Origin of the sequence: Acinetobacter boissieri, assembly GCF_900096955.1 — a bacterium.
GTDB lineage: Bacteria > Pseudomonadota > Gammaproteobacteria > Pseudomonadales > Moraxellaceae > Acinetobacter > Acinetobacter boissieri.
This window is the reverse complement of sequence record NZ_FMYL01000010.1, coordinates 72,098-85,795: the sequence shown is the minus strand read 5'-3', so window position 1 is coordinate 85,795 and position 13,698 is coordinate 72,098. Positions and strand designations below refer to the sequence as shown.

Annotated in this window: 11 protein-coding genes; 8 read left to right on the top strand and 3 right to left on the bottom strand. The window is 40.2% G+C overall.

Annotated features, from left to right (window positions below; all coding sequences use genetic code 11):
• Positions 1 to 32: 32 nt before the first annotated feature.
• From BLS38_RS10775 to BLS38_RS10765, 3 genes are all read right to left on the bottom strand, one after another.
• A complete protein-coding gene (locus tag BLS38_RS10775) occupies positions 33 to 1,490 on the bottom strand; it encodes an MFS transporter (protein ID WP_092749472.1) in 1,458 nt (485 codons plus the stop codon).
• A 151-nt stretch (positions 1,491 to 1,641) separates the two neighbouring features.
• Entirely contained in the window at positions 1,642 to 3,006 is a 1,365-nt protein-coding gene (locus tag BLS38_RS10770) for an LLM class flavin-dependent oxidoreductase (RefSeq protein ID WP_092749470.1), read from the bottom strand.
• A 70-nt stretch (positions 3,007 to 3,076) separates the two neighbouring features.
• Positions 3,077 to 4,378 (bottom strand): acyl-CoA dehydrogenase family protein, encoded by a 1,302-nt coding sequence (locus BLS38_RS10765; protein WP_092749468.1) that lies wholly within the window; start codon positions 4,376 to 4,378, stop codon positions 3,077 to 3,079.
• 216 nt (positions 4,379 to 4,594) lie between these two features.
• Here BLS38_RS10765 and BLS38_RS10760 point away from each other — a divergent pair, with 216 nt between their 5' ends.
• From BLS38_RS10760 to BLS38_RS10725, 8 genes are all read left to right on the top strand, one after another.
• The gene (locus tag BLS38_RS10760; RefSeq protein WP_092749466.1) at positions 4,595 to 5,788 is read left to right on the top strand and encodes an SfnB family sulfur acquisition oxidoreductase; all 1,194 of its coding nucleotides are present in this window, start codon (positions 4,595 to 4,597) and stop codon (positions 5,786 to 5,788) included.
• 11 nt (positions 5,789 to 5,799) lie between these two features.
• Positions 5,800 to 7,008 (top strand): SfnB family sulfur acquisition oxidoreductase, encoded by a 1,209-nt coding sequence (locus BLS38_RS10755; RefSeq protein ID WP_092749464.1) that lies wholly within the window; start codon positions 5,800 to 5,802, stop codon positions 7,006 to 7,008.
• Positions 7,008 to 8,381 carry an LLM class flavin-dependent oxidoreductase gene (locus BLS38_RS10750; RefSeq protein WP_092749462.1) on the top strand — a complete coding sequence of 458 codons (1,374 nt, stop codon included), beginning with the start codon at positions 7,008 to 7,010 and terminating at the stop codon, positions 8,379 to 8,381. Before BLS38_RS10755 ends, BLS38_RS10750 begins: the two co-directional genes overlap by 1 nt.
• Positions 8,362 to 9,189, top strand: coding sequence for a MetQ/NlpA family ABC transporter substrate-binding protein (locus tag BLS38_RS10745; protein ID WP_092749460.1), 828 nt, complete (start codon positions 8,362 to 8,364; stop codon positions 9,187 to 9,189). The genes BLS38_RS10750 and BLS38_RS10745 overlap by 20 nt, the downstream gene beginning before the upstream one ends.
• 2 nt (positions 9,190 to 9,191) lie before the next feature.
• The gene (locus BLS38_RS10740; RefSeq protein ID WP_342028003.1) at positions 9,192 to 10,238 is read left to right on the top strand and encodes a methionine ABC transporter ATP-binding protein; all 1,047 of its coding nucleotides are present in this window, start codon (positions 9,192 to 9,194) and stop codon (positions 10,236 to 10,238) included.
• Positions 10,219 to 10,878, top strand: coding sequence for a methionine ABC transporter permease (locus BLS38_RS10735; protein ID WP_092749456.1), 660 nt, complete (start codon positions 10,219 to 10,221; stop codon positions 10,876 to 10,878). The genes BLS38_RS10740 and BLS38_RS10735 overlap by 20 nt, the downstream gene beginning before the upstream one ends.
• Before the next feature lie 111 nt (positions 10,879 to 10,989).
• Positions 10,990 to 12,255, top strand: coding sequence for a glutamate-5-semialdehyde dehydrogenase (locus tag BLS38_RS10730; protein ID WP_092749454.1), 1,266 nt, complete (start codon positions 10,990 to 10,992; stop codon positions 12,253 to 12,255).
• 243 nt (positions 12,256 to 12,498) lie between these two features.
• Positions 12,499 to 13,671 carry an acetate/propionate family kinase gene (locus BLS38_RS10725; protein WP_092749452.1) on the top strand — a complete coding sequence of 391 codons (1,173 nt, stop codon included), beginning with the start codon at positions 12,499 to 12,501 and terminating at the stop codon, positions 13,669 to 13,671.
• The last annotated feature ends 27 nt before the right edge of the window (positions 13,672 to 13,698 follow it).

The following is a 13,698-nucleotide window of genomic DNA, read 5'->3' as shown; positions in this document are numbered from 1 at the left end:
ATAATTTATTTAATAACTTATATAAATAGATATTAACTTAAATCTTTAAGAAGCAATTTATTTATATCAATATTAGATTTTAATTCTAAATCCACATCGTATTTTGTAGGCTCAAATCGAATAATAAAACCAATCACAACAATGGGTATAAAAGCAAAAATTGCGATAATATTAAATACATCAGTTTGATATTTAGTCATCCATACAGGTAATACAAATAGTGCAATCGCTTGTGCAACGCCTGTCACCGCTCGATTAAAGCCCACACCAATACCACGAATTTCAGCAGGATATGCCATGGTTGGATAAACCATCATTTGTGCACCTGGCCCAAAACCTTCAGCAAACAACCATAAGCCCAGTAAACCGATGGCTAAATACAACAAAATGGGGTTGCTCGGATGCCCGACCCATGCGAGTGCGACTAAAGCAATCGCTTGTAATACAAAGCCCAAAACAAGAATGTGTCTTGATGCAAATCGACTGGCCAAGTAAATTCCCAGTAGACCACCAGTAAAAGCAAACAATAAATTCAGTGCAAGCGTTGTGGTAATGGTTGTTAACGTTGTGGTATGAAAAAAACGCGTTAAAATTGATGGTAGAAAAAAAGCAATGGTCGTATATTGAAAAGCCACTGAAATATGAATGGTGATCGCGACAATTGTTCTTGCTAAATATTCCTGTTTAAACAGGATATTGAACCCTATTTTAGCTGTTTTATGTTCTGTTTTTGGTGTGTTTGATAACGCCTGTGGTGACAGTACAGCATTAATATCATAAGATGTTTTTAAAATATCCGTTGCTTCTTTTAAACGCCCTTGATTCGCCAACCAAATTGGTGATTCAGTCAAATACTTACCACGAATAAAAATAATCAGCAGTGCTGGTACTGCCCCAAAAATTAAAGAAGCTCGCCATAACCAATGGCTATACTCTGCAGGTAAAACGAAATATAGCATCAATACTAAAGCAAAACAGAGCGAAGAAGCCGCATACCACATTGGGCACCACGCCGCCAAACGTGCAGCTTTATTACTTTTTCCACTAAACTTGGAAAACTCCGACAAATAAGACATAGCGACAGGTAAATCAACACCCACGCTTATGCCCATGACAAAGCGAGCGGCAATCAGCACCCAAACATTTGGAGCAAACCCTGCAACAAGTGCAGCAATCACAAATAAAATCATATCGGCCATAAACACACGATATCGGCCAATTTTATCTGTTAAAAACCCACCCACCAAATTCCCTACAATCGTACCGCATACAATAGATGATGCCACAACACCAGTCATAATCGGAGTAAGCGAAAACTCTGAAATGACTTGCTCAATCCCAAAGGATAACGTGGTGAGATCATAAGCATCGATGAATACACCTATCAGTGCTAACCAAATCACTTTATTTGACTTACCCTTGCCTGCATATTTTGAAATAAGTTGTGTAATATCTTCAGCATGCTTTATTTCATATATTTTATTAGACATTATTATTAACCTTGTTATTTAATCACCTTTACACTATATTTTTATTAACCTGTATTTAAAAACAATTAAAAATGCTTTATTAATAGACAAAAAATATTTAATAGAAATAAAAAAACAGGAATTAATATCCTGTTTAAAACATATTTCATTACTACGCATGTTTATATTGATATGCTTGATGCGTCTTTGAAATAATATCTCCTTTTTGAAAGAGTTTATGTCGTAACGTACCTTGCTCATATTCTAATGGATAAACACCTCTACGTTGTAATTCTGGGACAATCCAATGCACAATATCTATAAAACTCTGATGGGCTAAAATGTAGGCCAAATTAAAACCATCTACGCCAGTCTCTTCAACCCAAGACTCTAAAGTATCTGCCACTGTTGGTGCCGACCCCACAAAAACAGGGCCATTTCCTCCCAAAGTATTCCAACGTGCAATTTCATCCACTGTCCATACACGGTTCGGGTCAGCATTTACATAAGAATCAAGTAATGACTGAATGGCATTACTATGCACATATTCCACCTGATCTGTGGCTTGATACTTGGAAAAATCGACACCCGACCAACCAGAAAGTAAAGTGAGTGCCCCTTCTTGACTACCATAGCGCTGATATTCTTTAAATTTAGCTGTGGCTTTTTGATCTGTATCATCTGTAACAATCGATACCAATGCATAAATTTTTACATCTTCACGGCGACGCCCCGCACGGATTAACTGCTGTTCAATACTGTGCACCAATTTTTTGGTTGCAATTTTAGAAGGTGCTGCAATAAAAATACACTCTGCATGCTGACTCGCAAATGTTTGCCCACGACTAGATGCCCCTGCCTGATAAAGCACAGGGGTACGCTGAGGCGATGGCTCACAAAGATGTATGCCCGGTACCGAAAAATACTGACCAACATGGTCAATACTATGCACTTTATTTGCATCTGCAAATATGCCACTGTGCTTGTCTCGTTTTACAGCATCTGACTGCCAAGACCCTTCCCATAATTTATACAATACTGTTAAATATTCATCGGCAAAATCATAGCGTTCATCATGATTTAACTGTGTTTTTAATCCAATATTTTTAGAACCACTCTCTAAATAAGAGGTCACAATATTCCACCCTATACGTCCCCGAGTTAAGTGATCTAAAGTACTCATACGGCGAGCAAATGGATAAGGATGCTCAAAAGAAACCGATGTGGTTAAACCAAAGCCCAAATGTGTGGTGACTGCGGCCATAATTGGTATGACTTGCAAAGGGTCATTGACAGGGACTTGTACTGCACCTCGCAGTGCAGCATCGGCACTTTGATGATAAACATCATAAATACCCAAAACATCTGCAATAAAAATACCGTCAAATTTCCCTTGTTCTAAAATTTTTGCCAAATCAGTCCAATATTCAATCTGATTGTACTCAAGTGATCGATCTTGAGGATGTCGCCATAAACCAGGGGATTGATGCGCAATACAATTCATCTCAAACGCATTAAAGCTTATTTTTTTAGTCATTTTAAATCACCAATTTTTATATTTTATAATTTATAAAATGCATTATATAAATCATGTATATTATTATTCATTAACTGGCTTTTAATGACTCTATATTACCAATACGCCATTGGTACGGCGGTAAATGACCATTTACACTAAAATCCCCAACAATACGGTCTTTATATATTCTTGGATTATGTGAACTTAATGTTCTAATATTACGCCAGTAACGATCTAAGCCGTGTTTTTTATCTATTGCCGATGCACCTAGCGCATCAAAAGCAATGGTTGATGCATTTAAAAGTAAGTCTGTGACTACGGTTTGCGCTTGTGCTGTTTCTAATTCAACAATTGCATTTTGTTCAGCTTCTGCCTGTAAGTTTGTTGCTAAACCTGCAATAAAAGCACGCTGTAAAGCCTCTGCACTTTTTTCTATAATGATGCCTGCCGTATAAGTTGCACCACGTACTTTGCCAACTACTTGCAACACTTGAGCATCGTCACGGCTGTAGTTTGCATTGGCGTGACTATAGTTTCGTAAGCGCTGATGTACCGCTTGTGATAACTGCTGGGTGAGCCCACGGCCTAAACCAACAATAATCGCCAACTGCACCAATTGATAATATGCTGCAGAGTATTTAAAACGGATTGCATCTGGCAAAACATCACTGGCTTCTATGTCAACGGCATGAAAAATGGCACTACCACTGGCTGTTAATTGCTGACCAAAACCATTCCAATCATCTACAATAGATACCCCTTCGTGATGACGATTGACTAAAACAGATGCAGATTTTCCTTGTAAATCAGTGACTCCAACATCAACCCAATCTGCAAACAAGCTACCGGTGGTATAGTATTTTTTACCCGATACTTTAAGTCGGCCCCGATCATCTTTATAAATATGCGTCTGAAATTGCTGCTGTGACTCACTCCCACCTTCAGACCAGCCACTACCTATAATTTCATTCTTTGCCAGTCTTTGTAGCCACTTTTCTTGAAATATAGCATCTTTGGAAAGTAATAAATCTTCACTGAAACCAAAGTGTACACGTAAGATCTGCGGTAAATTTGCATCTGCTTCAGCAAGCTCTACCAGTAATGCAAAAAGCTCAGGAATGGTCGCCTCAAAACCGTTATATTCTTTTGGTAGCCTCAACCGGGTAAACCCTGCTTGCTTTAACCATTGCAGTTGCTCATGGGGCAAAATATGTTGCTGTTCTCGAAGTAAAGCACCCTGTTTAATCTTTGCAAAAACGGGTCTAAAGTTTTGAGCAAGTGCTTCATAACGTGCTGAGGGTGGATTACCCCACAACTGACCAATTAGAGAATGCTTATCTGTATTTTTATATAAGTCTATTAATTTAAACTCATGATTTAAATGTGTCATATTTTAAATACTCGTGTTATCTGTATTTTTATTAAACTAAAACAATTATTTTAAAATAACAGCATTATTTTTAGATAAGTAAATAGCTTTATATGCTATTCAATATATATTCTAGTATTTTTAAAAAATGCATATTATGTGATAAGTTTTTCTCTATTTTTTATTTGTTATTTATTTACTCTCACACTAGCGTATAAAAAAAACTAGGTGTTGGTTATGGGTCTGTTTAAACAAAAAATTATTCAAAATGATATCGATGCGATTAATGTCGCTTACCAGATTGCAGATATTGCTTTAGAACAACGTAACATGCGTGACCAACAGCGAATCTTACCTACAGACATTATTCAAGCATTGGCGTACAAAGGTTTAACTGGTTGCCGAATTGCCAAAAAATATGGCGGTGCACATGTATCACACCTCACATTGAGTCAAATCTTTCGTACATTGGCCAAAGCAGATGCCAGTGTTGGACAAATTCCACAAAATCAATTTGGTGTGCTACATACCATTGATTTAATTGGCAGTGAAGCTCAGAAAAAATTTGTTTTCGAGCAAATTTTATCAGGTAAATTCTTGGCCAATGCAGGACCTGAAAAAGATACGGCCCATGTGCAAAAAATACATACTTCCTTACGTAAAATTGGCGATGACTATGTATTAAATGGCGAAAAGTTTTACTCTACGGGAAGTGTTTTTGCAGATTGGCTGGCTATTAAAGCACAGCATCCTGAAGGGTATGTTGCATTGGTTTTAGTCGAAAAAAATACTCAAGGTATTGAGGTTATTGATGATTGGGATGGATTTGGTCAACGTACAACAGCCAGTGGGAGCATCAAGCTTAATCATGTCAAAATTGACCCATTTCTAATTTTTGATGAACGGCGTTTAACCCTTTCGCCAAACTACCGAGGCGCTTATTCACAACTATTGCAAGTCGCAATCGATGTTGGCATTGCAGAAGGTGCTTTTCAAGACCTGCAAAGCACCGTGAGAAAAGCTCGACCCATTGCCGATGCTCAAGTCAATCATGCTTCAGAAGAACCCTATTTATTACAAGAGGTTGGAAAGTTAGATATTACGCTACAAGCCAGCATTTTATTATTAAATCACGCTGCAGAAATCCTAGATCATCTAGAATCCCAAAACACCCTAACTGATGCCGATATTGCTCAAGCATCGATCAGCGTGGCTGAAGCCAAAATATATGCTCACCATGCCGCACTTCATATTTCAGAAAAACTATTAGAACTCGGTGGTAGCCGTGCTGCACTCAGCGAACACAATTTAGACCAACATTGGCGTAATGCTCGAGTACATACCCTACATGATCCTGTGCGTTGGAAGTATTATGCACTGGGTAATTACTATTTAAATCAGGCTTTTCCAAACCGACATGCTTGGATCTAAGGGAAAATAAAATGAGCTCATATCCACACATTTACCAACCAGATACTGCACATATTATTCGTTCTGATGAAGAAGCATTACGTGTAGCAAACCAACTCAGCCAACAACTCAAACAACATGCAACGCAAAGAGATCAAGAGCGTATTTTGCCCTTTCAAGACATTGAAGCCCTTAGTCAGTCTGGTTTATGGGCCATTAGTGTACCTAAACAGTACGGTGGTGCTGAGGTTTCTGCTGAAACACTCACACAAGTCATTGCATTGCTGAGTGGTGCTGATGGCTCTATTGGGCAGATTCCACAAAATCATTTTTATGCACTTGAGGTATTACGCAACACAGGTACAGAACAACAGAAAAAAAGACTGTATCAAGAGGTGTTACACGGTGCACGTTTTGGCAATGCCTTAGCAGAATTTAAATCTAAAAATGCAACCCAAAAACACAGTTATTTAACCCCACATGGTGAAGGCTATCTCATTCAAGGAGAAAAGTTTTATTGCACAGGTAGCTTATTTGCACATCGCATTTCTACCTTAGTTAAAGACCAACAAGGGCATGAATACTTAGCATTTATTAAAAAAGACACCCAAGGACTTCAAATTATTGATGACTGGCAGGCATTCGGACAACGCCTCACTGGCAGTGGCACGGTTAAACTCGATCAAGTCTATGTCGATGCAGAAGATGTAGTGGCATTTAGTGATGTGTTTCTAAAACCCACCTTGGTCGGCCCTTACGCCCAATTATTACATGCTGCCATAGATGTGGGGATTGCACGTGCAGCATTTGAAGAAACCTTACAACAAATCAAGCATGCACGGCCATGGATTGATGCCAATGTTACATCTGCAACACAAGATCCATTAACCCTGTATGAACTTGGCCATGTGGCAGTCGATGTCAAAGCCTCAGAGTTACTCTTAAAAGAAGCAGCCAAATACATTGATGCCATTAAACCACAGCCAAATGCAGAAAATATTGCACAGGCTTCTATACATGTTGCACGTGTTCGAGCGCACAGTACTGAAACTGCATTAAAAGCATCATCTAAACTGATTGAACTGGCAGGCAGTCGGGGTTGCCAACGTAGCAAAGGCCTAGATGTGTATTGGCGTAATGCACGAGTACATACCTTGCACGATGCCGCACGTTGGAAATATTACTTTATTGGCAACTATGTGCTTAATCATGTTTTACCCCCTCGAAGAGGAACGCTCTAATGACCAAGCAGATTTTACTCAATGCATTTGACATGAACTGTGCAGGTCATATTAACCATGGTTTATGGACACACCCTCGCGACCAATCTTACCGTTTTAATGAACTGAACTATTGGACTGATTTGGCAAAGACCCTTGAACGTGGTTTATTTGACGGTCTATTTATTGCCGACATTATTGGGGTATATGACGTTTATCAAAACAACCTTGATGTCACGTTAAAAGAATCTGTGCAACTGCCAAGCCATGACCCAATGACACTCATTTCTGGCATGGCTGCTGTAACGACGCATCTTGGTTTTGGTGTCACTGTTAACTTAAGCTACGAACAACCCTATACATTGGCCAGACGTTTTGCCAGTTTAGACCATTTAACACAAGGTCGTATCGGTTGGAACATTGTTACTGGCTATTTAGACAGTGCAGAGCGACTATTTGGACGAAAAACACTTGCCGAACATGACTTACGTTATGAACAAGCCAATGAGTTTTTAAATGTCTGCTATCAATATTGGGAACATTCATGGCAAGACGATGCCTTACGCCACGATAAAACAGCACGCATATTTACAGAGCCGTCAAAAGTTCATGAAGTACAACATCATGGACAGTTTTATCAAAGCCAAGGTGTGTTTCAAGTCTCTTCTTCACCACAAAGAACACCTGTTTTGTTTCAAGCGGGCGCATCAAATGCAGGAATGAATTTTGCCACCACGCATGCCGAATGTATTTTTATTGGTGGCGACACCATTGCACAAGTAAAACAGCATGTTGAAAATATTCAACAACACCTCACGAAACAAGGTAGAGCCCGCGATGAAGTGAAAATCTTTGTCGGCATTACCGTGGTGACGGCCGAAACCGAACAGCAGGCTCAAGATAAATTTAAAGAATACCAACGTTATGCCAGTCCCGAAGCAGGCTTAGCACACTACTCAAGTTCAGTCGGTATAAATTTAGCGCAATATGACGAACATGAAACGATCCCATATAAAAAGACCAATAGTATTCAATCTATTAATAAAAAATTTAAATCTCAATCCATTACACCACATCAATTAAAACAGCAACATCAGCTCGGTGGGCGTTACCCATTATTTATAGGTAGTGGTCAACAGATTGCCCAACAGCTGATTCACTTTTTAGATGAAACAGGCATTGATGGATTTAATTTAACTCGCACAGTAACCCCTGAGTCGTACCACGATTTTATTGATTGGGTAATTCCTGAACTACAACAACAAGGACGTTATAAAACTCGGTACGACGCAGGCACATTAAGGCAAAAAATATTTAAGCAAGAACCCTACTTACCCGCTCATCACCCCGCAAAACAACATGCACTAAAAAAGAGTGATTCATATATCAAATAAAAAAATACTTACAGGGGTCGCTATTGCAATCATTATTATTGCAGGCTTATTTGTTTGGAATAAACAACGTCAAACCCAAAGCCATGAATTGGTTATTGGCACAACACCTGCCTTTACATCGGTCTTAAATGTTGCGGCTACAGAAGCGCAAAAACAAGGGATCCATGTGAAGTTGGTTGAATTTTCCGACTGGAAAATGCCCAACATTGCTTTAGATCACGGCGACATAGATGCCAACTTTTTCCAACACAGACCTTTTTTAGACAATGCAATTAAAGAAGGCCATTACCAATTGAAAGTGTTTGCTGTGGGTGCTGCCTCTCGCGTGGGGCTCTATTCTAAAAAATATCAACACCTAGATGACCTTCCCAATAAAGCCCGTGTTGCCGTACCCAATGACCCTGTCAATGAAGGTCGTGCTTTACTCTTATTGCAAGAAGCACAATTAATTACCCTAAAAGAGCCCAGCAATCCTTTTTCTACATTACAAGACATTGCAAACAACCCTAAAAACTTACAATTCGTAGAAATGGAAGGCCCTCAAACGGCACGTGCAGTCGATGATGTCGACCTCGTTTTTAGTTATCCACACTACTTAAAACTGGCCAAAACCATTGATCCAGAACATGCACTATTACTGAATAAAAATGCAGATAAACTGTATGGCATTGTGTTTGCAGTCCGAAACAATTATGAAGATAAGAATGATCAACTACAAAAATTTGTCGAAATCTATCAACACTCACCTGAAGTGAAAGCGGCTTTAAATCGTGAAATTGGCGCACCTTTATGGTATCCGGGGTGGTAACAATGACAGATCATCTGCATATTTCAATACAGCATTTAAATAAATACTATACTGGGCAAAACTCGCATGAAAAAATGCATGCCCTCAAAGACATTCACCTCAATATTAAAAAGGGTTCTATTTGTGGCATTATCGGTCGTAGTGGTGCAGGAAAATCATCCCTTTTACGTACGCTCAATGGCCTAGAGTCGATGAGTAGCGGAGAGGTGTATGTATTAGAACACGCGCTGTCAGAGCTTAGCCATGCACAACTGATTCAGCTGAGACAACGTATTGGCATGATTTTTCAACACTTCAATTTACTGTCTACAAAAACAGTGTGGGAAAATATTGCCCTCCCTCTAAAAGTGGCGGGCTATTCTGCTGACAAAATAAAACAGCAAGTTGAAAAACTCATGACTTTGGTTGGGCTCGAAAGCAAAGCACAACATTACCCATCACAACTGTCAGGCGGTCAAAAGCAGCGGGTTGGCATTGCTCGTGCACTCATTCATAACCCAGAAATTTTACTGTGTGATGAAGCCACATCTGCCTTAGACCCTGAAAGTACGCAAACCATTCTGCAACTACTTCAACAAATTAATCAAACGTTGGGTATTACCATTGTATTAATCACCCATGAAATGCAAGTCATTAAACAAATTTGTCATGAAGTCGTGGTGATTGATGCAGGAGAAATTATAGAGCAAGGTCAAGTTTGGCAGGTATTTTCGTCACCACAACACCAAATTACACAAGATTTATTACAGCGAAATATTCCTCATTTTCATTCAGCACTGTCAACTACACGTGCAGCACAGCATCGCTATCATGCGCTCAGCATTCAATATGCACATGCCAAAAATCAATTATTTGATATACAAACATTGCTTCGTCCATTTCCTTCTGCAGTTTTGCTACACAGTCAGGTCGATCAAATTCAACAGCATCATGTCGGGCAACTACTTATTGCCTACCCCATTCAACCTTCTACACCGCAGATTACACAACAAAACAGCTTGAGTTCTTTACACATCAAGGAGCATGGCTATGTCGAATCAATTATTTGATTTACTGCTTACAGGCACACTAGATACCTTGGTCATGGTGGGGGGGTCTGCGCTATTGGCCTTTTGTTTAGGACTACCCTTAGCTTTAGCTTTGGTATGTACCGACCAACGTGGCATTTATCCATCAAAAACAATCAATACTATCCTTGGTACCATTGTAAATATTACCCGATCCATTCCTTTTTTAATTTTAATGGTCGCGCTAATTCCCATTACCCGCTGGATTGTTGGCACAAGCTATGGCCTTTGGGCAGCTACTGTTCCACTCACGCTGGCAGCAACGCCATTTTTTGCACGTATTGCAGAAGTGAGTTTAAAAGAGGTCGATTTTGGCTTAATAGAAGCGGCTCAAGCCATTGGGTGTAATCGGCGACAAATTATTTGGCATGTCCTTTTACCAGAAGCCCTCTCTGGAATTGTGGCTGGATTTACAGTGACTGTAGTCACCATGATTAACTCGTCTGCAATTGCTGGGGCAATTGGTGCAGGTGGCTTAGGCGATGTGGCTTACCGCTATGGCTATCAACGCTTTGACGTACACATTATGGTGGCTGTAATTATTGTATTGGTTGTCTTGGTTATGCTCATTCAATACTTGGGCGATCAGTTATCACAGCAACTCAATAAACGTGCTTTATAAAAATTTTCTACTTTCACGTAAAATTACTTAGATTACCTCGCCTGATTCGATTTTATTTCAATGATCAGGCTGTTAATATTTAATTAATTCTAGCAACTACAATTTTTATATATGCAATCCTCTATTCAAGACTATATGCAGACCCTTGGCAAACATGCCAAAGCTGCTGCACAATTTTTAGCAGCAGCCTCTACTAAAACTAAAAATGATGCATTACTTGCCATACATGAAGCACTGATTGCACAAAAAGATCAAATATTAGCAGCCAATGCAGTAGATATGAACAATGGTCGAGCCAATCAACTCGATGCCGCGTTACTTGACCGTTTAGAACTCAACGCTGCACGTTTTGATGGCATGCTACAAGGCTTAAAAGATGTTATTGGCCTCAAAGACCCAATCGGTGAAATTACTGATATGTCATACCGCCCAAGTGGTATACAGCTGGGTAAAATGCGTGTGCCTTTAGGCGTAGTGGGTATGATTTATGAGTCTCGCCCGAATGTCACACTAGAGGCAGCCTCTCTCGCACTTAAATCTGGGAATGCCATTATTTTACGTGGTGGCTCAGAAGCTCTCGCCTCAAATCAAGCCTTAGCACAAGCCATTCAAACCGCATTGCAACAGATCGACTTTCCAGCAGCCGCAGTACAAGTCGTTGCAACAACTGACCGTGCGGCTGTGGGTGAGCTGATTACCCTCACCGACTATGTAGATGTCATTATTCCACGTGGGGGTAAAGGACTCATTCAGCGCATTAGCAATGATGCACGTATTCCTGTGATCAAACACTTAGATGGCAACTGCCACGTTTTTGTAGATGCAGAAGCTGACTTTACTAAAGCACTCCCAATTGCTGTGAATGCCAAAACACACCGCTACGGCGTATGTAATGCTATGGAAACACTCTTGGTTGACCAAGCCATTGCAGCTACATTTTTGCCAAAAGTTGCACCGTACTATTTAGAAAAGCAGGTTGAACTACGTGGCTGTGAAAAAACCCAAGCAATTTTAGGCCAAAATGTCATTGCTGCCACCGAAGAAGATTGGGGAACTGAATACCTTGCACCAATCTTAGCCATTAAAGTGGTTGACGATATGAATCATGCCATTCAACACATTAACCATTATGGCTCGCACCATACTGATGCAATCGTGACAGAAAACTTCTCTAAAGTGCAGAGGTTTTTAGCCTGTGTAGACTCAAGCTCAGTCATCATCAATGCATCTACACGCTTTGCTGATGGTTTTGAATACGGTTTAGGGGCTGAAATTGGTATTTCAACCGACAAAATTCATGCTCGTGGCCCTGTTGGTTTAGAAGGTCTCACTTCACAAAAATGGATTGTCTTTGGACACGGCGAAATTCGTCAATAGTTTAAAAACTCAATACTTTTAAAAAGCATACCACCCTTATTCGGTATGCTTTTTTTATTTTAAAGCACATAAAAAATTCAAAGAATACATGCTCATCGCTGAATATATCACACATGAAAAACCGATTCCCATTTCATAAACATACTGTTAAAGTCATAAGATAAGCAATACTAGGGTTAGGCATTATTGGCCTATAAATTTGCTTAATGTGAAGTAACATTGGCTCAAATAAGGAAATATGACGTGTCAACATCTACATTAATCATCAACTGCGGTTCATCATCCATTAAATATGCGCTCATTTCAGACCAACTCGACACGCGCATTTCTGGCCTTGCTGAAAACTTAGGCTCAGAACATGCACGAATTCGGGGCATGACCTTTGGTGAACAGCCACTTGACCTTAGCCTTCCTTATGCAGACCACGAACAAGCACTTGAAGTCTTATTACAACGCCTTTCACAACATCAACCCACAGCCATTGGCCACCGTGTTGTTCACGGCGGTACACTCACTAAAGCCGAACTGCTCACACCAGAAATTATTCAATCTATTCGTCAGGCAACGCCACTTGCACCACTACACAACCCAGCGCATCTGATTGGTATTGAAGCCACCATGCGCCTATTTCCAGAATTGCCTCAAGTGGCGGTATTTGATACTGCATTTCATCAAACCATGCCAGCACATGCCTACCGCTATGCATTGCCTAAATTTTTATTTAGCGAACACAATGTACGCCGTTACGGCTTTCATGGTACTAGCCATGCCTATGTTTCAGAACGTGCATCGCAATTGGCAGGGGCAATTAAACACGGCGGTTGGCTTACCGCACACCTTGGTAACGGTAGCTCCACCTGTGCGGTTTGGAATGGTAAAAGTGTAGATACCTCTATGGGACTCACCCCACTTGAAGGCATTGTAATGGGCACACGCAGTGGCGATGTCGACCCAAGCCTACACCAATTTCTTGCCAACAACTTAGGCTGGAGCTTGGAACGCATTGATAAAATGCTCAATAGTGAAAGTGGCTTGTTGGGGCTATCTAACCTCTCAAATGACATGCGTACTTTGGTTGAAGCCTCTGAACAAGGCCATGCCGATGCAACATTAGCTATTGAAGTTTTTGCATACCGCTTAGCCAAATCATTGGCCGCCATTAGCTGTGGTTTACCTCAAATTCATGGTTTAGTCTTTACAGGCGGTATTGGTGAAAATTCAGCATATGTCCGAGAGAAAACTATGGCATACCTACCACACTTTGGTTTTTCACTCGATTTAGAACAGAACAAATCACTCCCCCGTGGCACAGAAGGACGTATTGACCAAGGCAAAGGGCCACAAATCTGGGTGATTCCAACCGATGAAGAAGGACGTATTGCTCAAGAAACACAACATGTCATTCGCCATTTATAATTTATCATCTTACTGATACTGTCGGGA